At 67.9% G+C, this 24,550-nt stretch carries 21 protein-coding genes and 1 pseudogene; 13 read left to right on the plus strand and 9 right to left on the minus strand.

What is annotated here, in order from left to right:
• Positions 1-11: 11 nt before the first annotated feature.
• On the minus strand, positions 12-470 hold the full coding sequence (locus tag AC0VXQ_RS04780; RefSeq protein WP_061225455.1) for a hotdog fold thioesterase: 459 nt from the start codon (positions 468-470) through the stop codon (positions 12-14).
• 70 nt (positions 471-540) lie between these two features.
• Here AC0VXQ_RS04780 and polA point away from each other — a divergent pair, with 70 nt between their 5' ends.
• From polA to rpsA, 3 genes are all read left to right on the plus strand, one after another.
• Positions 541-3,309: a DNA polymerase I gene (gene polA / locus AC0VXQ_RS04785; protein ID WP_475529305.1), complete on the plus strand. Its 2,769-nt coding sequence runs from the start codon at positions 541-543 to the stop codon at positions 3,307-3,309.
• Positions 3,310-3,364: 55 nt separating this feature from the next.
• A complete protein-coding gene (locus AC0VXQ_RS04790) occupies positions 3,365-4,852 on the plus strand; it encodes a GNAT family N-acetyltransferase (RefSeq protein WP_475529308.1) in 1,488 nt (495 codons plus the stop codon).
• A 236-nt stretch (positions 4,853-5,088) separates the two neighbouring features.
• Complete coding sequence (gene rpsA, locus AC0VXQ_RS04795; protein WP_064725231.1) at positions 5,089-6,561, plus strand: 30S ribosomal protein S1; 1,473 nt, start codon at positions 5,089-5,091, stop codon at positions 6,559-6,561.
• A 123-nt stretch (positions 6,562-6,684) separates the two neighbouring features.
• On the opposite strand, the gene AC0VXQ_RS04800 is transcribed toward rpsA, so the two are convergent.
• A complete protein-coding gene (locus AC0VXQ_RS04800; RefSeq protein WP_064725265.1) occupies positions 6,685-7,335 on the minus strand; it encodes an IMPACT family protein in 651 nt (216 codons plus the stop codon).
• A 365-nt stretch (positions 7,336-7,700) separates the two neighbouring features.
• Between AC0VXQ_RS04800 and AC0VXQ_RS04805 the strand changes: the two genes are divergently transcribed.
• Positions 7,701-8,450: an SLC5/6 family protein gene (locus tag AC0VXQ_RS04805; protein ID WP_133566126.1), complete on the plus strand. Its 750-nt coding sequence runs from the start codon at positions 7,701-7,703 to the stop codon at positions 8,448-8,450.
• 221 nt (positions 8,451-8,671) lie between these two features.
• Positions 8,672-9,295 (plus strand): dephospho-CoA kinase, encoded by a 624-nt coding sequence (gene coaE, locus AC0VXQ_RS04810; protein ID WP_279751923.1) that lies wholly within the window; start codon positions 8,672-8,674, stop codon positions 9,293-9,295.
• A 45-nt stretch (positions 9,296-9,340) separates the two neighbouring features.
• Here the strand turns inward: coaE and AC0VXQ_RS04815 are convergent, their stop codons facing one another.
• Positions 9,341-11,431, minus strand: a complete 2,091-nt coding sequence (locus tag AC0VXQ_RS04815) for a siderophore-interacting protein (protein WP_328798585.1) — start codon at positions 11,429-11,431, stop codon at positions 9,341-9,343.
• Between the two features lie 154 nt (positions 11,432-11,585).
• Here AC0VXQ_RS04815 and AC0VXQ_RS04820 point away from each other — a divergent pair.
• The 4 genes and pseudogenes from AC0VXQ_RS04820 (at position 11,586) to AC0VXQ_RS04835 (ending at position 18,203) form a co-directional block, all read left to right on the plus strand.
• Positions 11,586-13,414 (plus strand): annotated as a pseudogene (locus tag AC0VXQ_RS04820) (BCCT family transporter).
• A 98-nt stretch (positions 13,415-13,512) separates the two neighbouring features.
• Positions 13,513-14,115, plus strand: coding sequence for a hypothetical protein (locus AC0VXQ_RS04825; protein WP_260007842.1), 603 nt, complete (start codon positions 13,513-13,515; stop codon positions 14,113-14,115).
• Positions 14,116-14,185: 70 nt separating this feature from the next.
• On the plus strand, positions 14,186-16,384 hold the full coding sequence (gene uvrB, locus AC0VXQ_RS04830; protein WP_058731301.1) for an excinuclease ABC subunit UvrB: 2,199 nt from the start codon (positions 14,186-14,188) through the stop codon (positions 16,382-16,384).
• A gap of 10 nt (positions 16,385-16,394) precedes the next feature.
• Positions 16,395-18,203: an AIPR family protein gene (locus tag AC0VXQ_RS04835; protein ID WP_475529314.1), complete on the plus strand. Its 1,809-nt coding sequence runs from the start codon at positions 16,395-16,397 to the stop codon at positions 18,201-18,203.
• Positions 18,204-18,508: 305 nt separating this feature from the next.
• Here the strand turns inward: AC0VXQ_RS04835 and AC0VXQ_RS04840 are convergent, their stop codons facing one another.
• The 4 genes from AC0VXQ_RS04840 to AC0VXQ_RS04855 form a co-directional block, all read right to left on the minus strand.
• Positions 18,509-18,796 carry a transposase gene (locus AC0VXQ_RS04840; RefSeq protein WP_133143337.1) on the minus strand — a complete coding sequence of 96 codons (288 nt, stop codon included), beginning with the start codon at positions 18,794-18,796 and terminating at the stop codon, positions 18,509-18,511.
• A 9-nt stretch (positions 18,797-18,805) separates the two neighbouring features.
• Entirely contained in the window at positions 18,806-18,931 is a 126-nt protein-coding gene (locus AC0VXQ_RS04845) for a hypothetical protein (RefSeq protein ID WP_375542924.1), read from the minus strand.
• Complete coding sequence (locus AC0VXQ_RS04850) at positions 18,924-19,124, minus strand: hypothetical protein (RefSeq protein WP_058731300.1); 201 nt, start codon at positions 19,122-19,124, stop codon at positions 18,924-18,926. The genes AC0VXQ_RS04845 and AC0VXQ_RS04850 overlap by 8 nt, the downstream gene beginning before the upstream one ends.
• A gap of 173 nt (positions 19,125-19,297) precedes the next feature.
• Positions 19,298-19,708, minus strand: coding sequence for an IS110 family transposase (locus tag AC0VXQ_RS04855; protein ID WP_165590090.1), 411 nt, complete (start codon positions 19,706-19,708; stop codon positions 19,298-19,300).
• Positions 19,709-20,134: 426 nt separating this feature from the next.
• Here AC0VXQ_RS04855 and AC0VXQ_RS04860 point away from each other — a divergent pair, with 426 nt between their 5' ends.
• The 3 genes from AC0VXQ_RS04860 (at position 20,135) to AC0VXQ_RS04870 (ending at position 21,729) form a co-directional block, all read left to right on the plus strand.
• Positions 20,135-21,217 (plus strand): LLM class flavin-dependent oxidoreductase, encoded by a 1,083-nt coding sequence (locus AC0VXQ_RS04860; RefSeq protein ID WP_058731298.1) that lies wholly within the window; start codon positions 20,135-20,137, stop codon positions 21,215-21,217.
• Positions 21,214-21,414 carry a histidine phosphatase family protein gene (locus AC0VXQ_RS04865; RefSeq protein ID WP_058731297.1) on the plus strand — a complete coding sequence of 67 codons (201 nt, stop codon included), beginning with the start codon at positions 21,214-21,216 and terminating at the stop codon, positions 21,412-21,414. The genes AC0VXQ_RS04860 and AC0VXQ_RS04865 overlap by 4 nt, the downstream gene beginning before the upstream one ends.
• A gap of 120 nt (positions 21,415-21,534) precedes the next feature.
• The gene (locus AC0VXQ_RS04870; RefSeq protein WP_058731296.1) at positions 21,535-21,729 is read left to right on the plus strand and encodes a hypothetical protein; all 195 of its coding nucleotides are present in this window, start codon (positions 21,535-21,537) and stop codon (positions 21,727-21,729) included.
• A gap of 236 nt (positions 21,730-21,965) precedes the next feature.
• Here the strand turns inward: AC0VXQ_RS04870 and AC0VXQ_RS04875 are convergent, their stop codons facing one another.
• Positions 21,966-22,454: an Lrp/AsnC family transcriptional regulator gene (locus AC0VXQ_RS04875; protein WP_081046127.1), complete on the minus strand. Its 489-nt coding sequence runs from the start codon at positions 22,452-22,454 to the stop codon at positions 21,966-21,968.
• A 224-nt stretch (positions 22,455-22,678) separates the two neighbouring features.
• Between AC0VXQ_RS04875 and AC0VXQ_RS04880 the strand changes: the two genes are divergently transcribed.
• A complete protein-coding gene (locus AC0VXQ_RS04880; protein WP_475529318.1) occupies positions 22,679-24,109 on the plus strand; it encodes an MFS transporter in 1,431 nt (476 codons plus the stop codon).
• A 123-nt stretch (positions 24,110-24,232) separates the two neighbouring features.
• Here AC0VXQ_RS04880 and AC0VXQ_RS04885 read toward each other — a convergent pair whose 3' ends face one another.
• Positions 24,233-24,469, minus strand: coding sequence for a hypothetical protein (locus AC0VXQ_RS04885; RefSeq protein ID WP_061225442.1), 237 nt, complete (start codon positions 24,467-24,469; stop codon positions 24,233-24,235).
• Positions 24,470-24,550 lie beyond the last annotated feature (81 nt).

Below are 24,550 nucleotides of genomic sequence, written 5' to 3' on the forward strand. Positions count from 1 at the left end.
CGCCCGTCTCGTCAGCCCTTCCGGTCAACCAGCAGATTGGTGATCCGGGCGGTGGACAGGCGCCGGCCGTCGTCGTCGGTCATCACGATCTCGTGCACGCACAGGGTGCGGCCCAGGTGGATCGCCGTGCAGGTGCCGGTGACCCAGCCGCTGCTGGCCCCGCGCTGGTGCGTCGCGTTCACATCCAGCCCCACGGCCATCTTCTCCGGGCCGGCGAACACGTTGGCGGCCATCGACCCGAGGGTCTCCGCCAGCGCCACGTGCGCCCCGCCGTGCACCAGGCCGTAGGGCTGGGTGTTGCGCTCCACCGGGAAGCGGGCGACGGCGCGCTCGGCGGTGAGCTCCTCGAAGACGATGCCCATGTGCTCGGCCATCGTGCCGATGCCGTGCGCGGGCAGCGCCTCCTGCACCTCGGGCGGCACCCCCATCGCGGTGAGGCGATCGGCGGACTGGCGGGGGGAGTCTTCCATGGCGGGCTCGGCCTTTCGAGAGGGGATGCGGGCCCGGACGGGCCGCGACGGGTGTGCTTAGGATTGTAGGGTGACTTCCACCCAGCAGCCCCAGCCGTCCGACGCCGCCGCGACCGATCCCGCCGAGCAGCCCGCCGCCGAAGGCCTGGAGGAGGTCAGCCGCCTCCTGCTGGTGGACGGGCACTCCATGGCCTTCCGCGCCTTCTACGCCGTGCCCGAGGGGTCCTTCGTCACCACGGCCGGGCAGCACACCAACGCCGTGCACGGGTTCACCGCGATGCTGCTGACCATGATTCGGCAGCTGCGCCCCACCCACGTGGCCGTGGCCTTCGACCTGTCCGGGCCCACCTTCCGCTCCGAGGAGTACCCCGAGTACAAGGCCGGGCGGCAGAAGACCCCGGAGGAGTTCGCCGGGCAGATCGAGTACATCCAGCAGACCCTGGACACCCTGAACATCCCGTGGATCACCGTGGAGGGCTTCGAGGCCGACGACATCGTCGCCACCGGGGCGCACCTGGCCGAGAGCGCGGGGGCGGAGGTCGTCGTCGTCTCCGGGGACCGGGACGCCTTCCAGCTGATCTCCGAGCGCACCAGCGTGCTGTACCCCACCAAGGGGATCTCCGAGATCCCGCCGCGCACCGCCGCGGACATCGAGGAGAAGTACGGGGTCCCGCCCCGGCTGTACCGGCACGTGGCCGCCCTGGTGGGGGAGTCCGCGGACAACCTGCCGGGGGTGCCCAAGGTGGGGCCCAAGACGGCCGCCAAATGGCTGGGCCAGTACGGGGACCTGGAGGGGGTGCTGGCCCACGCCGAGGAGATCCGCGGCAAGGCCGGGGAGAACCTGCGGGCGCACCTGGAGGATGTGCGGCGCAACTTCCGCCTCAACGAGCTGAGGCGGGACCTGGACCTGCCGGTCAGCTTCGCCCAGATGGCCCGGCGGGAGCCGGATCTGGAACGCATGGACGCGCTGTTCGACGAGCTGGAGTTCCGCACCCTGCGGGACCGGGTCCGCCGGGACCTGTCCGCCGCCGAGCCCGAACCGCAGATCCAGATCCCGCAGCGGCAGGACCTGCCCGACGCCGCGGCCATCGAGGCGGCCTTCGGGCAGCCCGGCACCACGATCGCGCTGACCCTGCAGGAGGACTACCGCCTCGGCCCCGTGCTGCAGATCGCGGACCCGGAGGCGGTGGGCACCGCGGTGCTGGAGGAGCTGGATGAGGCCGCGAGCAGCACCCTGCAGCGGCTGCTCACCGAGCGGGCCGCGGACCTGCTGGTCAGCGACCTCAAGGGGCTGGTGCGCCGGCTCGGGGAGCTGGGCTACCGCCTCGCCGACGCCGGCCGGGACGTGGCCCTGGAGGCCTTCGTGCTGCGCCCGGGGGCCCGCGGCTACGACCCCGAGCAGCTGGGCGGGGAGTTCACCTCCTACTCCTTCGGCCCCAAGCTGAAGAAGCCCACCCAGGCCACCCTGCGCAAGGAGACCCCGGAGCAGCGCCGTCAGAAGGCGGTGCCGTGGCTGGATCGCTTCGCCGCGGCCGCGTGGCTGCTGCACGACGTCGCCCGGACCGTGCGGCAGCGGCTGGGCGAGCACCCGTGGGCCCAGCGGATCCTCACCGAGCTGGAGATCCCGCTGGCCGAGATCCTGCTGCGCATGGAGCTGGCCGGGGTGGCCGTGGAGCCGGCCCGGCTGGAGGCGCTGATCGAGGCGTACCAGGCCGAGATCGACACCGCCCAGCGCAACGCCGAGCAGGTGCTCGGCGGCCAGACGGTGAACCTCTCCTCGCCCAAGCAGCTGCAGACCGTGCTGTTCGAGACCCTGGGGCTTCCCACCACCCGGAAGATCTCCTCCGGGTACACCACGGATGCGACCTCCCTGCAGGAGCTCAGCCGCACCCTGGAGCCGGGCACCGCCGGGTACGACTTCATGGCCTGGCTGCTGCGCTACCGCGAGTACACCAAGCTGCGCCAGGCCGTGGAGGGGCTGCGCGACGCCTTATCCGCCCAGGACCGGGTGCACACCACCTTCGGGCAGACCACCGCGGCCACCGGCCGGCTCTCCTCGATCAACCCGAACCTGCAGAACATCCCCGTGCGCACCGCAGAGGGCCGCAAGATCCGGGCGGCCTTCGTCGTCGGCGAGGGGTACCAGGAGCTGCTGACCGCGGACTACTCCCAGATCGAGATGCGCATCATGGCCCACTTGTCCCAGGATGAGGGCCTGATCCAGGCCTACCGGGACGGGGAGGACCTGCACCGCTTCGTCGGCTCCCAGGTCTTCGGCGTCACCCCGGCCGACGTCACCCCGGAGATGCGCGCCAAGGTCAAGGCGATGAGCTACGGCCTGGCCTACGGGCTGAGCTCCTACGGGCTGTCCAAGCAGCTGGAGATCTCCGTGGACGAGGCCCGCGGGCTGATGTCCAGCTACTTCCGCCGCTTCGGGGCGGTGCGCACCTACCTGCGCCATATCGTGGACGAGGCCCGCAAGAGCGGATACACCGAGACGATGTTCGGGCGCCGCCGCTACCTGCCGGAGCTGACCAGTTCCAACCGCCAGACCCGGGACATGGCCGAGCGCGCCGCGCTGAACGCCCCGATCCAGGGCTCGGCCGCGGACATCATCAAGAAGGCCATGCTGGGGGTGGATCGGCGCCTGCGCGAGGAGGGCCTGTCCACCCGGATGGTCCTGCAGGTCCACGACGAGCTGATCCTGGAGGTGGCCCCGGGCGAGCACGACGCCGCCGAGGCTATCCTGCGGGAGGAGATGTCCGGGGCCGCCGAGCTGCGGGTGCCCCTGGAGGTGCAGGTGGGCCGCGGGCCGTCCTGGAACGACGCCGCCCACTGAGCCCGCCCGATCCCGCCGAGCCGAGACACCGCGCACCCGAGACCCAGGAGACCCCATGACGCTCACGCCCTTCGAGCTGACCCGCTTCCTCGACGAGGACGGCGAGCCCACCGCCCTGTACCGCGCCGCGACCCGGCGCATCGCCCTGGGCTTCTACGAGGACCCGGGGGACGCGAAGCTGCAGCGCTGGAACGCCGAGCACGAGCAGCAGATGCGGGCGGTGATCCGCGGCTTCACGGATGAGGACACCACCCTGGCCGGGCTGCCCAGCGCGCAGGGACCGCACCCGGTGGCCACGATCTTCGGCTTCCCCAACACCGTGGAGGTCGGCGCCGGGGCGGTGCCCGCGTGGATGATCACCGGGGTGGGTGTGGCCCCGACCCACCGGCGTCGGGGGATCCTGCGCCGGATGATGGAGCCGGAGCTGGCCCGGGCCCGGTCCGAGGGCTGCGGGATGGCCGCGCTGACCGTCTCCGAAGGCGAGATCTACGGTCGCTTCGGCTTCGGGCTGTCCACCCGCATGATCACCTACGAGCTGGACCTCACCGCGCGTCCGCGGCTGCTGCCCGGCGTCGCCGAGCGCTCCGGGGCCCGGCAGGGCCGCATCCACCAGGCCCAGGGCAAGGAGCTGGTGGAGTTCGGGCTGGCGCTGCGCGAGCCGATCGCCGGGTTCCGGGCCGGGCAGGCCGTGCGCCCGCGCGGGGTCGTGGAGAACGCGGTGGGCGCGGTGAACCTCTCCGAGGATCAGCTCAAGCCCGACGGCGCCCGGCAGGCCCTGGTCTTCGAGGGCCCGGACGGGGTGGAGGGCTACGCCGCCTTCAACCACCAGGGCTGGGGCTCCTCCTCTCCGGGGCCCAACCGGGTGGTGGTCAAGGACTTCCAGGCGGTGAGCACCCGGGCGCGGGTGGCCCTGTGGGAGCAGCTGCTCAGCCTGGACCTGGTGGACTTCCTGGAGTTCCGCGCGGCCCCCGGCAACGAGCTGGCCCGGGCCCTGTCCAACCCGCGGGCTGTTCGACAGATCCGGGAGACCGACGTGCTGTGGACGCGGATCCTGGACGTGGCCCGCGTCCTGGAGCACCGGGAGTACCTGGCCGACGGCGAGCTGGTGCTGCTGGTGGATGACCCGCTGGGACTGGTCACCGGCGCGTACCACCTGCGCATCCGCGACGGGCGGGCCGAGGTGGTGCCCGGGCGGGCCGTGTCCGAGGTCGACGCGGCCCGGGCCGAGGAGGGCGCCGAGGCGGCGGTTGGTGCTGGGGAGTCCGCGGGATCCGGCACTGCCGATGGCGCCGGGGCCTCGACCGAGCTGCCCGGGGCGCACCTGCTGGCCGCGCGGGACGAGCGGCGCACCGAGGCCGAGGACGAGTCGGAGCTGGCCCCGCAGGCCGCCCGGGTGCGCTTCCCCGTGCAGCTGCTGGCCTCCGCGGTGTTCCAGGGCTGCGAGCCCGAGGTGCGCTTCGGCCTGGTCACGGGCGAGGGCGCGGAGGAGGCGGCGCGGCTGTTCGCGGTCCGCCGGGAGCCCTACTGCGACTTCATCTTCTGACGCCGTCGACGGTCTCGGCCGTCATGGTGTGGCGCGCGGGGCCCCGGCCATTGACCCGAGGCCCCGCGCGCCCATAGACTTGACGGGTACGCCCAGGCGTACGCCCTATCAGTAACCAAGCACATGTCCGTGCCGTGCGTCCTCGTCCTGCCCGCCAGGAGGGGGATCACCCGCCGGGAGGCGGGCCGCGGCGTCGGACCCGTTCGACCAACGATCCACATCGGAGCCCCTACTACATGACCACCAACACCCCCCAGGTTGCCATCAACGACATCGGAACCGAAGAGGACTTCCTCAAGGCCGTTGATGAGACCATCAAGTACTTCAACGACGGTGACCTCGTCTCCGGCGAAGTCGTCAAGGTCGACCGCGACGAAGTTCTGCTGGACATCGGGTACAAGACCGAGGGCGTGATCCCCTCCCGCGAGCTGTCCATCAAGCACGACATCGACCCGGACGAGGTCGTCGCCGTGGGTGATGAGGTCGAGGCTCTGGTCCTCACCAAGGAGGACAAGGAAGGCCGCCTGATCCTGTCCAAGAAGCGCGCGCAGTACGAGCGCGCCTGGGGCGACATCGAGAAGATCAAGGAAGACGACGGCGTCGTCGAGGGCACCGTCATCGAGGTCGTCAAGGGCGGGCTCATCCTGGACATCGGGCTGCGCGGCTTCCTGCCGGCCTCCCTGGTGGAGATGCGCCGCGTGCGCGACCTCGCCCCGTACATCGGGCAGAAGATCGAGGCCAAGATCATCGAGCTGGACAAGAACCGCAACAACGTGGTCCTGTCCCGTCGCGCCTGGCTCGAGCAGACCCAGTCCGAGGTCCGCTCCAACTTCCTGCACCAGCTGCAGAAGGGCCAGGTCCGCACCGGTGTGGTCTCCTCCATCGTCAACTTCGGCGCCTTCGTGGACCTGGGCGGGGTCGACGGCCTGGTGCACGTCTCCGAGCTGTCCTGGAAGCACATCGACCACCCCTCCGAGGTCGTCGAGGTCGGCCAGGAGGTCACCGTCGAGGTGCTCGAGGTGGACATGGACCGCGAGCGCGTGTCCCTGTCCCTGAAGGCCACCCAGGAAGACCCGTGGCAGACCTTCGCCCGCACCCACGCCCTGGGCCAGGTCGTGCCCGGCAAGGTCACCAAGCTGGTGCCCTTCGGCGCGTTCGTGCGCGTGGAGGACGGCATCGAGGGTCTGGTGCACATCTCCGAGCTGGCCGTGCGCCACGTGGACATGGCCGAGCAGGTCGTGTCCGTGGGCGAGGAGCTGTTCGTCAAGGTCATCGACATCGACCTGGATCGCCGCCGCATCTCCCTGTCCCTGAAGCAGGCCAACGAGGGTGTGGACCCGGACGGCACCGAGTTCGACCCGGCCCTGTACGGCATGGCCGCGGAATACGACGAGCAGGGCAACTACAAGTACCCCGAGGGCTTCGACCCGGAGACCAACGAGTGGCTCGAGGGCTACGAGGCCCAGCGTGCCGCCTGGGAGCAGGAGTACGCCAACGCCCAGGCTCGCTGGGAGGCCCACAAGGAGCAGGTCCGCAAGGCCCTCAACGAGGACGCCGATGCCGCCGCTTCCGCGGCCACCGGCGGCCGCGGCGGGTCCTCCGCGCAGACCTCCTACTCCTCCGAGGCCCCGGCGTCCGACGCCGGCACCCTGGCCTCCGACGAGGCCCTGGCTGCTCTGCGCGAGAAGCTCACCGGCGGCAACAACTGATCTCCTCGGCACTCGCCGCGCCGCCCGTCAGGGGCCCGCGGTGAGGCCGTGAGATGAGGCGAAGGCCCCGTCCCCGTGATGATTCACGGGGGCGGGGCCTTCTCTCGTGCTCGGGGAGGGCGGTCAGCCGTCGATCCAGGTGACGGTGCCCCAGGTGATGCGGGCTTGCCCGGAGCTCAGCGCGGCCAGGCGGGCGGCGGCCTCCTCCTGGGCGGCTGGGTCGTCCGGGACGGACAGGTGCAGGACGGCGTGATCCGGGGCGTATTCGGTGTCCTGCAGGGCGAAGCCGTGGGCGCGCAGCTCGTTCTCCAGCTGACCGGCGCGGGCGTGCTCCACCGGGACGGTGCCCAGGCGGCGTCGGGAGCGGGTCACCAGGTGGGCTTCATCCAGGGTCTGGGTGACGGCCTCGGTGTAGGCGCGCACGAGACCGCCGGCACCGAGCTTGATCCCACCGAACCAGCGCACGACGATCGCGCACACGTCCGTCAGATCCGCCTGCTCGGGGTCCAAGGGGTCGGGACGGTGGGACAGCAGGGCCTGCAGCATGGGGATGCCCGCGGTGCCGGCCGGCTCGCCGTCGTCGGAGGAGCGCTGCACGTCCCGGTCCGGCCCGAGGACGAAGGCGGAGCAGACGTGGCGGGCGTCGTGGTGACGGCGGCGGATCCGCTCGATGTGCTCCCGGGCTGCCTCCTCGGTCTCCACCCGGACCAGGTGCCCCAGGAACTCGCTGCGCTTGATCTCCAGCAGACTCTCCACCGGCTCGGTGTCGGCCAGGACGGTGCAGCGGCGCGCGCGAGTCTCGGCCTGCGGGGCGGCGTCAGTCGGTACCGAGGCGCTGGCCTGATCGGCTGGTTCGGCGGGAGCGTCGGGGGAGGAGTCGGTCACCAGGCCAGTCTACGAACCTCGCGCTGCGGATCCGGTGCGCTGGCTTCGGCACCGGATCTTCGACGACACCGCGTGCGATGGTGCGCGTGGCAGCCCGGATTCGGTGCGGTGAACCCGTATCGGGGATCTCGAGGGTCGGCGGGCGGGCTCGACGCCGGGGTTATCCACAGCCCGACCCCGAGAGGATGAGGTGTCTCACTAGACTGCGGAGCACCCGGCGCCCCAGGACCGGCGCTACTCCAAGGAGGCATCCCATGACCCAGCAGCCCCCGTTCGATCCGCACCACCCACCGGGCCAGATCCCGCCCGAGCAGCAAGCCCCCTACGGCCAGCAGCCTCCGCCGGAGGGCCCGGGGAGAGCCGGAGCCTGGCGGGCGCCGACCCTGCGAGAGCAGTGGCATCGACTCACCCACCCGGCCGTGCTCGGTCAAGGACACCCGCTCCCACCCGGTGCGCCGCAGGAAGGGCCGGGCTTCGGCGCACCGCCGCCAACGGATTCCGCCGGAGCGGAGCGTCAGGTCTCCGTCGATCAGCTCGTGTGGCAGATGGAGGAGCGTCGTCTCAACGCCCGGAAGGAGCTGGGACGCCGCACCAAGGGGGCGCTGGTGTGGTACCCGCTGCCGGAGGGCCCCGGGCACATCGTGCTCGCGGTCCTGCTCTTATTGGTGGGGATGGGAGCCTCCGCCGTGTGCCTGCTCGGTCCGGGGCTGATCGTGCTCTTCTGGGCATTCATGGCGCTGGTGGCCCTGCTCTTCGGTGCCCCGCCGAGTCAGGCGGGGCCCGCGCTCATGGAGGAGACGGGTCCGGCCCTGGTCTGGGCCATCGTGATCGTGGCGCTGGTGATGCTGGCGGGTCTGCTGGGAGCGGTGGCCAACGTCATCGTGAACACTGCCCGGCGGCATCGGGACGCCGTGGTCTGGCCGGGGCAGGTGCTCAGCGCGGCCATCCCGGTGGTCCTGGCCGTGTGGTGGGTGTCGATGCTGCCGCCCACCATCCTCGGGTGACCCCGGCCGGCACGCAGCGGCCGGTCCACCGCCCCGGGCCACCATCCCGGGCCATCGCATCGTGAACGACGCGTCGGGAGCGTCGCCTCAGGCCCGTCGCATTGGGGACGCCGCGTCGTGAACGCCTTGTCGGGACCGTCGCCTCAGGACCGTCGCATCGCACAGGGAGGGCCTGCCTGCGAAGATGGCCTGGACAGGACATCGACGAAGGGGGACGGGCTGTGACGCTGCACATCGGACTGACCGGCGGCATCGGATCGGGGAAATCCACGGTGGCCGCGCGGCTGGCGCAGCTGGGTGCCGTGGTGATCGACGCGGACCGGATCTCCCGGGAGCTGATGGCCCCCGGCTCACCCGTGCTGGAGCAGGTCACGGAGGTTTTCGGCTGCGAGATCCTGGATGCGGACGGCGCCCTGGACCGCCCGGCCCTGGCCCGGCGGGTCTTCGGCGACGAGGAGGCCCGGCAGCGACTGAACGGCATCGTGCATCCGGCGGTGCGCGAGGAGGCCGCGAGTCAACGGGTGGCCGCCGCCCAGCGCCCCGGATTCGCGGGGGTGATCGTGGAGGACATCCCCCTGCTGGTGGAGACCGGGCAGGCTGACCGCTTCGACGGCGTCCTGGTGGTCACCGCGGAGGAACCGGAGCGGGTGCGCCGCCTGGTCGAGGCCCGGGGGATGGATGAGGGGGACGCCCGCGCCCGGATCGCTGCGCAGGCCACCGACGCCGAGCGGGCCGCGGTCGCCACCTGGACTGTAGACAACTCCGGAACACCGGAGCAGACCCGCACACAGGTGGACCGGATCTGGGCGGACTGGCAGGAGAAGCTCGGACGCGCCGACGGCTGAGCGCCGGGCGCCGCCTCGGCGCGGGTCTGTGTTCGGTGCTCAGGCTCAGGCACTCAGCCGCAGGGCCACCTTGCCCCACCCCAGCTGCTCCACGCGCACCCGGCTGAAACCAGCCTCCCGGGCCATGGCGAGAAGTCGCTCCTCGGAGCGCGGGGCCGCCCCGGTCAGGGCCACGGTCATGAGCTCCTGCACCGCGGCCGACGGCGCGAGCTCATCCGGGCACGGGGCGTCGATCACCACCGCCCGCTCCGAGGCCCGGCGCAGCGCCCGCAGGTGCGCCAGCGCCTCGGTGTCGTCCAGGAGACTCAGCCACAGCACCGAGACCACGGGCGGACCACGGGCCGGCAAATCGGCGTCGTGGGCGTCAGTGAGGACCACGGGTTCGCTCGGGTCCACGACCTTCTCCGGCCTCGAGGCCTCCTGCTCGCGGTCCGCCAGCATCCCGGCGAGGACCTCGGCCCCCGGCCCCACGAGGGCGGGGGAGCCGGCGCCCATCTCCGCCAGCACCCTGAGGATGGGGTGCTGCAGGAAGGGCAGGGTCGCGGCGCGCTCGACCATCTCCTCCCACAGCTGCGACCGCTGCTCGATGCTGCGGGCGAAGCCCTCGCCGTGCTGACGCCGCCACGCGGAAGCGCCGCCGCGCAGGGCCTGCGGCAACCGGGTCAGCGCGGCGATCTGGTCCAGGGCGAAGGACTCGAAGCCCTCCCGCTGGTGCTCATCGGCCACCAGCTCCCGGCCCAGCTCGGTCAGGGACCACCGGGTGACACCCACTTCCCTGTGCGCCGCGGATGCCCGGTCGGCCGCGTCCTGGTCGTCGACAGCGGAGCCCCCGGACGTCGGGAGGTTGGGGGCTTCGGTCCCGGCAGCGACGGAGTCGGAGACCTCGGTCCCGGGTGCGGAGGTGCCGGGGGAGTCCCGTCGGGTGAGCAGCCCCTCTCGGGCCAGCAGATCCAGCAGCGGGAGCAGGAGCGCGGCGTCCAGGCCCGCGGCCTCGGCGATCTGCGCGGCCTCGAGTCCCTGTGCGCCCTCGAGTCCCGGCGTGTTCTGGACCCCCTGAGAAGCCTCGGGCTCCGGGGACGCTTCGGGGCCCTGCGCGGATTCGGCCTCCTCGGCGTCGGCCAGGGCGTCCAGCAGGCCGGTCTGCACGGCAGCGGCCACCGCGAACCAGGCCACCGGGGCGACGGGCAGGGTGGTCGGCGCGGCCGGTCCCCGGTCCCCTCGCGGCCCGTCGGTCCCAGTGCCGCTCGCGGACTGGGCGGCGCCGGCGGCCCTTCCGCCCTGCCCGCGCCCGGCGGCGCGTCCGGAAGAACCCGGCGCGGCGTCGGCGGCGCGCCGGGAGCTGTCCATGGCGACGTGCCAGTATCCGGTCATGGACTGGTGGGTCTTGGGGATGACCCGCTCCCGGCTGGCCCATCGGCGCAGCGGCAGCAGACTGCGCGCCTCGCCCGCGGCCCACAGGAACGGGTCCGGCCCCAGCTCCAGCCCGGCGAAAGTCTCGCGCACCGCGCGCAGCAGCCCCGGCCCGTCCGGGCGCTCCTTGCGCACCCACGTCACGGAATCCCCCTCGCGCAGGGCGAGCTCCTGGCGGGCCGCGTCCTCGGACACGGTGATCACCGCGTGCGCCGGGGCCTGCACGGGGCGTTCGTCGAAGAACCGCCCGATCGCCGGCAGCGCGGTCTCATCCCCGACCAGCAGCATCGCGGAGATCTCCGCAGGAAGGTGCATCGAGAACTTCGGGCCGACGAAGCTCAGCTCGTCCCCGGGTCGCGCTGCCCGGGCCCAGGCGGCCGCCGGACCGTGCCCGTGCAGCACGAAGTCCAGAGTCAGCTCCCCGGCGTCGGTGTCCACCGCGCGCGGGGTGTAGTCCCGGGTGATCCGCGCCGAGGCCGGGGTCCACTCGATGCCCTCGGACAGCTGCCGCGGCAGCACCGCCTGGACCGGGCCGTTCTCGGCGAAGATCAGCTTCACGTGGTCATCGAAGCTCGGGGCCCGGAAAGCCGGGGCGGTCGTCTCCAGCCCGGCCGGGACGAAGGAGCTCAGCTGCTCCCCGCCCAGACGGATCCGCCGCATCCGCGGGGTGACCTCCTGGACGGAGAGCACCCGGACGGTGCGGACCACGAGGGGATGGACGCTCATCCGATGCTGGGCCATGGCTTCCTTCCGTCGCCGGGCGAACCGGGGAATCTGCAGGTGAGGCCAGGCTAACCCATGGGGCGGCGTCGGGGGCCGGCGTCGGATTCTGCCCGGAGCCGACTCCGCACCCGGTGATCAGGTGCCTTATGATGTTCGGATGCTTCACTCGCTGCATCGACGCCTCGGTCTGAAGACCACCCCGGGGATCTTCTTCCCGTCCGCCGCGTTCATCCTCCTGTTCTCCGCGGCGACCATCGCCTTCCCCCAGACCATGATCGACGTGTTCGGTGCGGTCTCCGGGTGGATCCTGACGTACCTGGGCTGGTTCTACGTCCTGGGCACGGCCCTGTGCGCCCTGTTCCTCGTCTACGTCTGCGTCAGCCGCTTCGGCCGGATCAAGCTCGGCCCGGATGACTCCGAGCCGCAGATTCCACCCTGGCCTGGTTCGGCATGACCTTCGCCGCCGGCGTCGGCGCGATCCTGATGTTCTGGGGTGCCGCGGAGCCGCTGACGCACTTCGCCCGCCCGCCCTACGACGGCGTCGAACCCGGCAGCCAGGAGGCCGCCCTGGACGCGCTGTCCATCGCGGACTTCCACATCGGCCTGGGCGTGTGGGTGCTGCTGACCGTGCCGGCGCTGGGCTTCGGGTACTTCACGTACAAGCGGCGCCTGCCCCCGCGCGTGTCCTCCTCCTTCCAGCCGCTGCTGGGCGACGGGATCCATGGGCCCTGGGGCAAGACCATCGACGTCATCTCCCTGATCGCCTCCGTGTTCGGCATCGCCGTGTCCGTGGGCCTGGGTGCCCTGTAGCTGAACTCCGGGGTGACCATCATGTACGGGGTGCCGGTGGCGGGTTGGATGCAGGCGGTGATCATCGCGCTGATCACCGCGGTGGCCCTGACGTCGGTGCTCAACGGCATGGACAAGGGCGTGAAGCGGCTGTCCACCTTCAACATCGTCCTGGCGATGGCGTTCCTGCTGTTCATCCTCATGGCCGGTTCCACCATGTTCGCGCTGCGCGGCGTCGTGGAGTCCGTGGGCAACTTCCTGTACATCCTGCCGAAGATGATGTTCTTCAACGACACCTTCGCCAACACCGGGTGGCTGGGGCAGTGGCCGGTGTTCTACTGGGCGTGGACCATCTGCTGGGCGCCGTTCGTCGGGCTGTTCCTGGCCAAGATCTCCCAGGGCCGCACCATCCGTCAGTTCGTGCTGGGCGTGGTGGTCCTGCCGACCGCCTTCACCATGGTGTGGGTCGGGATCTTCGGGATGAACGCCTTCGACATCGAGATGCACGGCGAGGGCGGCCTGGTGCACACCGTCGTGGCCGAGGGGGACATCCCCGGGGCCATGTTCCAGTTCCTCGGCAACTTCCCGTTCCTGCCGGTGGTCGCGGTGGTGGCGATCGTGCTGATCTTCATCTTCTTCGTCACCTCCATCGACTCCGCCTCGATCGTCATGGACTCCATGGCCAACGGGCACGAGGACGAGTCCCCGATCCGCCAGCGCGTGTTCTGGACCGTGTCCATCGGGCTGGTGGCCGCCTCCATCCTGCTGTTCGCCGGGGAGCTGGGACTGGACGCCCTGCAGAACGTGGTGATCATCATCGGCCTGCCGGTGTTCATCCTGACCTTCGTGCAGGCGTGGATGATCGTGCGCGCCTTCAAGGAGGACGCCGGGGAGCTGCCGCCGCTGCGCACCCGGCAGTGGAAGCAGGTCCTGCCGGTGGAGGAGTACCGGCGCCGCGCCCAGGAGGACTTCACCAGCGTGCAGGAGTACTCCATCCACCCCGAGTACGACGAGACCACCGCCCCCGAGTACGAATCCCTGGTGCCGAACACCTACCAGGAGATCCGCCGCCAGCGCACCGAGGGCGGCGCGGATGAGGCCGCGGAGCTGGCCGAGGGTACGGGCGCGGGGGAGATCCCGGCCGACGACGTCGTGACCGGTGCCGAGCAGACGGTGGAGCCGCGCGAGCGCGGGTGAGGTCGGTGCTGCTGGGTAAGTGAACGGAGGGAGACCCTCCCGGCCCCCGAGTGCCGATTCGCATGTGAACCCCTGTGGGTGACGTTACACTTCCCGGTATGGATGCAGCAGCATGGATCGAGCTGGTGGGGGCCTTGGCGGCTTTGGCGGGAGCCGCGGTCTCCGTGGTCGCTCTGTACCTGTCGTACCGGGCCAACAAGGCGGCAGAGGCCGCTAGGGAACGCTCGGAGGAGATCAACAAACAGGCACAGAGACGAGAGGATGAGCGCAATCGGCGCGAGCAGGAGCATGAGGAGCGCGAGGAGGAGCGCGAGAAGCGGCTGATGGCCGGCTGTCTCCAGGCCTGGTGGTGCAAGGCCACGATCGAGGGCAGGGAGAGCTGGGGTGTGCTGGTCAGCAACGACGGCCCCTACTCGGCGGTCTTCCGCAATCTGATCGTGAAGCTGTCCGATGAGAACAATCCGCAGACCACGGAGCTTCGTCTGAGGATGATCCCTCCCGGTTTCTACTACTGCGCCTCCAACTCCAAGGCTCTGACGGGCTGGGATTTTCCGAAGCGCCTCGTATCCCTGGACGGGCTCCAGCCTGCGACGCAGTCCAATAAGCACCGTATTCACAGCATGACCTTCGACGATCAGCTGCATAGCCGCTGGGAGTGGACCGAGGCCGGGCAGCTCAATCGGATCAGGCGGGAAGGGTGATCACGGCTCGGCCTGTCGGCTCACAGCGGAGCTCGTCGAACACCTGTGCGATCCGGCGTAGGCTGGGCGTATGAGTCTTGCGCAGGAGATCCATCGCGTCGTCGCGCCCTTCGAGGTCGTCTCCGAGTACCAGCCGGCCGGTGACCAGCCGAAGGCCATAGAACAGCTCACCGAGCGGGTGGAAGGCGGCGAGAAGGACATCGTCCTGCTCGGTGCCACCGGCACCGGCAAATCCGCCACCGCCGCGTGGCTGATCGAATCCGTGCAGCGGCCCACCCTGGTGCTGGTGCAGAACAAGACGCTGGCCGCGCAGCTGGCCAACGAGCTGCGGGAGCTGCTGCCCAACAACGCCGTCGAATACTTCGTCTCCTACTACGACTACTACCAGCCGGAGGCGTACGTCCCGCAGACGGATACGTTCATCGAGAAGGACTCCTCGATCAACGAGGAGGTGGAGAGGCTGCGCCACTCCGCGACCAACGCGCTGCTGACCCGGCGCGACGTCGTCGTGGTCTCCACCGTCTCCTGCATCTACGGCCTGGGTACGCCCGAGGAATACGTGCGGCAGATGGTGACTCTGCGGCAGGGGGAGGAGATCGACCGGGATACCTTGCTGCGCCAGTTCGTGAACATGCAGTACGCCCGCAATGACGTGGACTTCCACCGCGGGACCTTCCGGGTGCGCGGGGACACCGTGGAGATCATCCCGATGTACGAGGAGCACGCGATCCGCATCGAGTTCTTCGGGGATGAGATCGAATCCATCCATACCCTGCACCCGCTGACCGGAGAGGTGATCCGGGAGGAGACGGAGATGTACGTGTTCCCCGCCAGCCACTATGTGGCCGGTGCGGAGCGCATGGCCAAAGCCATCGACGGCATCCAGCACGAGCTGACCGAGCGGCTGAAGGAGCTGGAGAACCAGAACAAGCTCGTGGAGGCCCAGCGGCTGCGGATGCGCACCACTTACGACATCGAGATGATGGAGCAGATGGGCTTCACCTCCGGGATCGAGAACTACTCCCGGCACATCGACGGGCGCGCGGCCGGCTCCGCACCGCACTGCCTGCTGGATTACTTCCCGGATGACTTCCTGCTGATCATCGACGAGTCCCACGTGACGGTGCCGCAGATCGGCGGGATGTACGAGGGCGATATGTCCCGCAAGCGCACCCTGGTGGAGCACGGCTTCCGGCTGCCCTCGGCCCTGGATAACCGGCCGCTGAAGTGGGACGAGTTCCTGGAGCGGATCGGGCAGACCATCTACATGTCCGCCACGCCGGGCAAGTACGAGCTGTCCCAGGCGGACGGGTACGTGGAGCAGATCATCCGCCCGACCGGCCTGGTGGACCCGCAGGTGACCGTCAAGCCCACCAAGCACCAGATCGATGACCTGCTGGAGGAGATCACCCGGCGCACCGACCGGGATGAGCGCGTGCTGGTCACGACCCTGACCAAGCGCATGGCCGAGGACCTCACCGACTACCTGGTGGAGCACGGGGTCAAGGTGCAGTACCTTCACTCGGACGTGGACACCCTGAAGCGGGTGGAGCTGCTGCGGTCCCTGCGGCTGGGGGAGTTCGACGTGCTGGTGGGCATCAACCTGCTGCGCGAGGGCCTGGACCTGCCGGAGGTCTCCCTGGTGGCGATCCTGGATGCGGACAAGGAGGGCTTCCTGCGCTCGACGACGTCGCTGATCCAGACGATCGGGCGGGCGGCCCGCAACGTGTCCGGGGAGGTGATCATGTACGCGGACAAGATCACCGACTCGATGCGCACCGCGATCGACGAGACCAACCGACGCCGGGAGATCCAGGAGGCGTACAACCGGGAGCACGGGATCGACCCGCAGCCGCTGCGCAAGCGGATCGCGGACATCACGGACCAGCTGGCCCGGGAGGACGAGGACACCAAGGAGCTGCTGGCCATGCGGGCCGCGGCCAACAATCACACCGCCCCGGTCAAGGGGAAGAAGGCCGGGGCTGGCGCTGACGCGGTTGCTGGTGCCGGGTCCGGTGGGGGAGCGGGGAGGAAATCCGCGACACATAGTGACTCGGACAACGTGGCGCTGGCCGCAGCTGCTAGGATCCGAGAAGACGGCTTGGCCGCAGCACCCGCGGAGGATCTTCTGGAGCTCATCGAGCAGATGAACGAGCAGATGCGGAACGCGGCGGCGGAGCTGAAGTTCGAGTTGGCCGCCCGCCTCCGGGACGAGGTGGCCGACCTGAAGAAGGAGCTGCGTGCCATGCGGGACGCGGGACATGCTTAGGAGTGTTCTAGTGGAAAATACAAACACGTTGAAACTTGAAAATATCGGCGAAGGATCGGCCTGGGCGCACCTTGCGACTCGAACAGATTTGATGGAGTACGTAAACAGGGCTCTTGGGGTAAATAATTACGGTTGCCAGATTGCACTGTTCGCAGCTGCACTCAAATACCGCATTGAAGATATGGAGAGCTTCGCTATAGAATCACTGACCGACGGTTATAAAGATAAAAAATGTGACTTGGTTGGAGTGATGCGTGATGATAGAGAGATTGTTATTGCGCAGGCATACGCAACTACTAGTCCAAGAAAACGAGATCGGTGTCCTATAGGAAAGGTTGATGATCTGAACACAGGTGTTTCTTGGTTGCTTGCCGGTGATTTAAAAGATATGTCAGACATTTTGGCGCAGCAGGCACTACAGGCGCGAAGTGCCATAGATGATGGCGATATCGATAAAATTACCATTTGGTCGGTGCACAATTGCCATGAGAGTGAAGATGCTAAGAATTCGCTTGCGCAGTGCAGAAGATCTACCCTGAGTGTTCTTAGTAACAACTTTAAAGATGCCAGCGACATCACTGTTGTTGCAGAAGAGGTGGGTCTCGAGGAGATCAATAGTCTCTATGAGAGAACCAAAACCCCGATCTTGGTTTCAGATATTCTAGAATTTGATGTGCCTGGCAGTTTTGAGACCTCAGGAAAGGACTGGTCAGTCCTTCATACCGTCATTAAGTTGTCAGATCTCCAAAAGCTTTGGAAGAAATACAACACAAGGCTGGTTTCACCAAATATTCGTGACTATTTGGGTTTCAGAAACTCCGAGAAAAATATTAATAATGGGATTAGGAATACCGCAGAAACAGAACCTCATAATTTTAGCATCTACAATAACGGTATTACTGCCCTAGTTAATGATTTTGAAAAAGTTAACGAGAGTAAATGTAAAGTTGAGGGCATGGGAATTGTTAATGGAGGACAAACTACAGGGTCTATCGGCAATTTAACTAATCCAATTGAAAAAGACTCTGATGGATTTGTTCAAATTCGTTTCGTAAAAATTGATAACAATTCGATTCTAGACAACGTTATTAAGTTCAATAATACTCAGAATAAGGTTGAAGCCTCTGATTTTCGCAGCAAAGATAAAGTGCAAAATCGGCTCCGCGAAGAGTTTGAGAAAATCGAAGGGGTTCAATATAATGGTGGCCGGCGTGGAGGTGTAAATCCGGCAATGAAAACTCCTCCTGAGGTGTTGCCGGACAAGACTGTCGCCCAGGCTTTGATATCATTTCACGGAGACCCCAATCTTGCATATAATAAAACGCGCACTGTTTGGGAAGAAGATAAAGTATACTCACGTTACTTTAATGAGAACTTAACTGCTGATCATGTAATTTTCTGCGCATCATTATTGAAAGTAATTGAGGATAGGAAGGCATACTATAGATCCAAAGACGAATCGGATCTTACCAAACACGAAAGTAAGATCCGCGAATACTTTTCGAGTCGCGGCGCAGTTTTTGTTATGACGGCGGCACTTGGAAAAAACCTTGATAGTATCCTTGGCAGGTCAATTCCGGATGAGTTTTCTCTTAAATTCTCAACGAGTTATAATCTTGCAGAGGCAAAAAAAGCATGGGAGCCTATTGTTAATAAGTATATACATTTTGCAGCGACTTTGAAATCCGCCACGGATGCAGGGTTGAAATCCAAGGAAAGAATTACTAATGTAATAGAGCAGTTTGGCGCCCAGGTGAGTGCAATTAATTCCTCTGGCGCTGATGATGAAGTAGTTGAAAACTTTAAAAAGTTGCTATAATAGTTATAGTGTCCCTGCCCATTTGACGGTAGAGATCGGTCTAGTGGGTACACGTTGAGGTCTCATGATCGTGGAAGTTCTCACTTTCGCCATTTGGTAGACTTCGACGTGCCCGTAACGCCGACGCCGCCGATTGGCTTCGCCTGCCTGGACCTGATCGCCTTAGCTTGATTCTTTGGCCTCCGCTTGTTCCTGACCAACCGTCTCTTCGAACCCAATCATCTCCCTTTCGCTTGGCGTGTCATCGAACCCGTTCGGTGGCGTGGCTGCTGTGTGTATGTGCGGGCGGGCTTCTATGGTTTGCGTCAAGCGGCCAAGGCCATGCCGGGGCCGGGGGCAGGTTCCTGGTAGAAGGACCCATTCCGGATCATCGCATACAGGGCGTCCACCCTGCGCCTGGCTAAGGCGGTGACCGCCTGGCTATGCCGCTTACCCTCAGCGCGCTTCCGGCCGTAGTAGGCCCTGGATGCTGGGGAACCCTTCAACGACGCGAACGCTGAGAGGAACAGCGCACGCTTGAGGGTCTTGTTCCCCCGGCGGGACGGTGCCTCCCCGCGGATCGAGGCCCCCGAACGCCTGGTCACCGGCGCGATCCCAACGTATCAATCCAGATGGGCCGCATCAGCGAAGTCCTTGCCCACCACCTCGGTGAGGATCCTGGCCGCCGTCCTGACACCCACCCCGGCATGGATGTCTTCGACCTCGGTAAGAGGGTGGGCATCAACCACCCGTAAGGATCTCCACCTCGATCTCGGCCCGCTGGGCACCCAGCTGCTGCAGCTGGGCGGCTAGCCGACCGATGATCTTCCCAGCCGCACCGGTGCCGGTGACTTCCACGCTCTGCTGGCCTAAGGCATCGAAGATCTCCTCGGTCAGTTTCGTCGCTAAGCGGGGAGCATGCTTGCGCAGCAGGGCCTGCACGTGGCCCCGCCCCCGCTGCAGCCAGTCGCTGCGGACACGGGTAACGGCACAGCAGTGCGATGACCGCCGGGTAGGACAGCCTGGGCCCGAGCACCCGCTCCAGGGAAGGGCGGATCTGGGTGAGGAAGCCACGCAGCCGGTCGCTGACCTGGGTCATCTGGGCGGCCGGGTCATCATCGAACCCGCACAGCAGCGAGAAGTTCGGCGATGCTCTGTTCCGCCACGGTGATCCCACGCAGGGTGGCCGGCATGGTCCTGGCCGTCTCGGCGATGATGAAGGCATCCCTGGCGTCGGTTTTGGCTTGGCCGGGGTGTAGGTCCGCGACACGGCGCATGGTCAGCCCGGGCAGGTAAGCCACGTCCACGCCGAGGCTGGTGGCTACCGCGATGGCCAGGGTGCCGATGGTCTTGGGCTGATCCACGATCACCAGGATCGACCCGTAAGTGCTTCGCAGTTGCTCGAGCAGGTCTCGGATGGCTGGTTCGGTCTGGGGTAGGGGTGTTCCGTCCCGTGTTTGATAGAGGGTGGATGACAGTGCGCCATTTCCGACGCGATGAGCGCGGCCTCTTGTGGCGACAAGCAATTCACCGCGCAGTTGAGTCAGGAGCGACGCTGTCGCGGACCGGCCTGCCGTGAGAGCTGACCGGGATCGAGGTCCAGCACCTCGCGGTGGTCCGGTCGCCGGGGGTCTTGGGGGTCGCGAGGGACACCGCGGTCAACGCGGTCCTGGCCGAAAGTAGGCGCAGGTTGACCAATGACCTGGCCGGGTTCGACGGGCCGGCTGCGACATCGCCGACACCGACGAAGCCCGCCGCAGACTCGGCGGACGCCGCGAGTACGAGCCCGGCATGTGCGCCCAGCGCCTGCTCCTCGCCGAGACCCGCCGCCTCGGCATCGGCCCTTTCCCCTCTGCACCGGGCCGACCCGCAGACCCCGGCGCGCCGCGTTCGCAGATACTTCACCCGGCAACTAATCTGGCCACAAGACCCCCACCCCGTCAGGAGACCCCATGACTGACAGCACCCACCGCCTCGCCCACCTCGGCTTCCTGCACATCGCCCCCTTCTCCCCGGAGGACCCGGGGGCGGGCCTGCGCGAGGCCATCGAGCTCTTCCGGTTCGCCGAGGGCCTCGGCCTCGACTCCGGCTGGCTGCGCACGCGCCACCTGCAGTACGGGGTCACCGCGCCCGGGGTCATGCTCGGCGCGCTCTCCCAGGCCACCGAGCACATGGAGCTCGGCAACGCCGTGATCCCCGTTGAGTGGGAGAACCCCTTCAGCCTCGCCGAGGACCTCTCCGTCGCGGACGTGCTCTCCGGCGGACGTCTGCGCCCGGGGCTGTCCGTGCACCCGCCCCGCCTGGACGAGGAAACCGCCGACGCAATCTTCGGCCCGGCCTGGCGCCACGAGGACTACTCCTACGAGCGGATCCTGCGCCTCAAGCGCATCCTGGAGGGCGAGAAGCTGCGCAGCCTGGAGGAGTACCAGGGCTACGGCGGGGACATGGACTCCGAGACCCTCCAGCCGTTGAGCCCCGGCCTGTCCTCGCGCCTCTCCTACGGCGCCGGCTCGCTGAAGTCCGCCGCCTGGGCCGGGGAGCACGGGCTGGGCCTGCTGGTGAGCAACATCAGCTCCACCGAGAACGGCGTCCGGGACTTCGACCAGGCTCAGGCCGCGCAGATCCGCGCCTACCGCCAGGCCTTCGAGGCCCAGCACGGCACCGCGAGCCTGGGCGGGCCGGGGCAGGGTCCCGCGGACAGCGACGCGGTGGGTCGCGGGCGCGTCGCCCAGGCCCGGGTCGTCATCCCCACCGGCGGGACCACTCGCGAGCAGAGGCAGCGCTTCGAGGACTACGTGGCAGCCCGCACCCCGCGCACCACGAAGGTGCTGGGGGAGAAGACCATCATCTCCCCGGACCGCATCGGATCCGCGGAGCAGATCGTGGACGGTCTGCTCGCCGACCCGTCCTTCCTGGCCGCCGACGACTTCATCGTGGAACTGCCCTTCGAGCTGGGCGTCGAGGACTGGAAGCACATCCTCAAGCAGTTCGCCCAGGAGATCGGCCCGCGTCTGGGCTGGCAGCCCCGCCGATGACGGCCGCAGCCCGCACGCGCTCCCTGGTCCGAGAGCTCGACCAGCGGCATCCGGGCGCCGACGTGGTCCTGGTGGCCCACGGGGGCATTCTGCAGATCACCCCGGCCTGGACGGCCGGCCGTCCCCCGGCCGAGCACCGGTCGCTGCCACACCTGGGCAATGCCGAGCTGCGGCGGCTGCTCCCTCGGCAGTCCTAGCGAAGCAACGTGCTTCTATGGTTTTCGTCAGGCTGCCAAGGCGGCCGCAGGTGCGATGGGCTCGCGGTCGAGCGTCCGGGGAAGCCGAATTCCGCGGCCTTCTCCTTCGCCTCCGAGATCATGATGCTGGATGCTCTGGAGGTCGTGGCCGGTGCAGAGACCCGGGAGCTGGTCTACGACGAGCCGGATCCGCGCGTCGCGGAGATCGTGTGCTCCTGGCCGGGCGAGTTCGACATCTCCCGCGCCCTGGCCCTGGGGCTGGCCGTGGACGAGGACTTCGCGGACGTGGTCCGTGCCCACGCCCGCCTGGAGTAGTCGCCCTCTGGGTTCCTGGATCCTTCCTGCGGGAGCTGAATATTCATCTGCCGGGGCGGGACGGCGGACGCGGCGGAAGCTGAATATTCAGCTGGCCCGAGCGCTAGGTGCGCTTCTGCGGCAGCTGAATTTTCAGCTCCAGGGGCGACGCTTGAATATTCAGCTGCGGCGAACATCGTCATCGACCGGGCGGGTTGAAAATTCAACCGGGCCGGGGAGGGGTCGGGGTGAGACGGTCACTCCAGCAGCTGCGCCATCCGGTACTTCACCAGGGTCCGCAGGTAGAGGGAGGTGCGGGTGCGCAGCACGCCCGGGCACAGGCGGATCTCCTCGGAGACCCGGTACAGGTGCTCCTCATCCCGGGCCACCACCCGCACCAGCAGGTCCGTCTCCCCGGCCGGGGCCTGCACCTCCACCACCTCCGGGATCTGGGTCAGCCCCGCCACCGTGTCATCGATCTGGCGTTGATCCAGCTCCACCGCCACGTGCGCGCTCACCCGATACCCCAGCGCCTCCGGCTCCACCCGCACGCTGGGGGAGCGCAGCGCCCCACCGGCCTGCGTCCGCTCCAGATGCGCCTGCACCGTGCGTCGGGCCAGGCGCGTGCGCTCCGCGATCGCCACCACCGTGGCCCGCGGATGCTCCTCCAGCACCCGCAGGATCCGCAGATCCGTCCGATCCAGCGACGTCGGTGCGCCCGCCCCGCCCCGTGTGTCCTGAGGCACCAGAAACCCTCCCAATGAACGATCTGCGCAGAAACAGTCACCACTACCCGCACAGAGTGAGCAGAATGAGCACTATTCTGGCACAGGTTTGCCCACTCTGCGGAGGGTCCCCACCATGGAGAGGTCCCACCCGCCGTCGTCGTCTCATCCCCGAGGTTCGCAGCCAGGACCCCGGGGTCAGAGCTCGACGGCGCACCCACGACCGCGAAGGACCCATCCGCCCGATGTCCACCACCACCGCACCCGAGCGCGCCCAGCCGCCGCAGGGCTCCGCCTCACCCGCGCCCGCCCGCCGCAACTCGCCCGGGCGCGTCATCTTCTCCAGCCTCATCGGCACCACCGTGGAGTACTACGACTTCTACATCTACGCCACGGCCGCCGTGCTGGTGTTCCCCTCGCTGTTCTTCCCGCACCAGTCCGGCATCACCGGTCTGCTCGCCTCCTTCGCCGTGTTGGGCGTCGCCTTCATCGCCCGACCCCTGGGCTCCGTGATCTTCGGGCACCTCGGGGACCGCCTCGGGCGCAAGAACACCCTCGTGCTCGCGCTGCTGCTCATGGGCGGCGGCACCTTCCTCATCGGCTGCCTGCCCACCGCGCTGACCCCCGGCTGGGAGGTCGCCGCCCCGACCATCCTCGTGCTGCTGCGCTTCGCCCAGGGCATGGCGCTGGCCGGGGAATGGTCCGGCGCCGTCCTGCTCGCCACCGAGAACGCTCCCGTCGGCAAGCGCGCCCTGTACGGCTCCGTCCCGCAGCAGGGGGCACCGGCCGGCTTCATCGTCGCCAACGGGCTGTTCCTGATCATCACCTCCCAGATGGCTCCCGAGTCCTTCGAGACCTGGGGTTGGCGCGTGCCCTTCTGGGGTTCGGCCATCCTCGTGTTCGTGGGCCTGTGGACCCGGATGAAGCTGCTCGAATCCGAGTCCTTCACCCGCGTGCAGGAGAGCGGGAAGGTCGCCAAGGTGCCCGCCCTCGAGGTGCTGCGCCGCTCCTGGAAGACCGTGGCCATCGGAACCATCGCCACCGTCTCCAACTACGTCACCTTCTACTTCCTCACCACCTTCACCCTCACCTACGGCACCACCGCCGCCACCGAGGACGCCGCCCGGGCCGCCGCGGAGAAGACCGGCAAGGCCTTCGACGCCGCCTCCTTCGTCCCCGGGCTCGGCTTCAGCCGCTCGGAGTTCCTGCTGCTGATGATCGGCGCGGTGCTGCTGCTCGTCGTCGGCAACGTGGTCGGCGCGGTGCTCGCCGAGCGGTGGGGCCGGCGCAAGGCCATGATCGGCTTCCACGTGGTCGTCGCCGCCTTCGGGCTGGCCGTGCCGTGGCTGCTGCGCGGTTCCGACGGCGAGGTGTTCTTCGCCCTGGCCCTCGGGTTCTTCGTCTTCGGGCTGATCTTCGGGCCCCTGGGCGCCCTGCTCTCCGAGCTGTTCCCCGCCAACACCCGGTACACCGGCAGCGCGCTGTCCTACAACATCGCCTCGATCCTCGGGGCGGCCGTCGCCCCGTTCATCTTCATCTGGCTGTGGGGCATCACCGGCGACATCCGCCTGGTGGGCCTGTACGTGGCTGGTGCCGCGGTGCTGTCCATCATCGCGCTGCTGTTCGTCCAGGAGCACACCTCCACCCAGGACCTGGCCGAGCGGATCCACGACTGATCCCGACCGGATCAGCCTGCCCGGCATGACGGAAGGCCCCGCGCCCCATCGAGCGGAAGCTCGAACGGAGGCGCGGGGCCTTCTCGCGTCTCGGGCCGGCCGGAGCCGGGGGAGTGCGGGGCCTCAGTGGTCCCCGGAGACCTCCACATCCGTGCCGTGCTCCACCGGGCGGACCCAGCCGTAGATCGCGGCGGCCAGGGAGAACAAGGCGGTGAAGCCCAGGAAGATCTGGCCCCACAGCACGAAGTCCGGGTTGTCGGTGGGCATGGCCCACAGGAACAGGGCGACCCCGACGCAGAACACGGCGATCAGGATGAAGCCGGTGACGTGGGCGGGCTGCTTCTGGCGCTGCTCGGACAAGAGGGGTACCTCCGGGAAGGATCGGCGGGACGGATGCTCAGTCACCAGGGTACGGCATCCCCGGGGCCCGCGGTGAGGTAG

It is taken from the genome of Rothia sp. QJM3NY_36 (assembly GCF_056173115.1).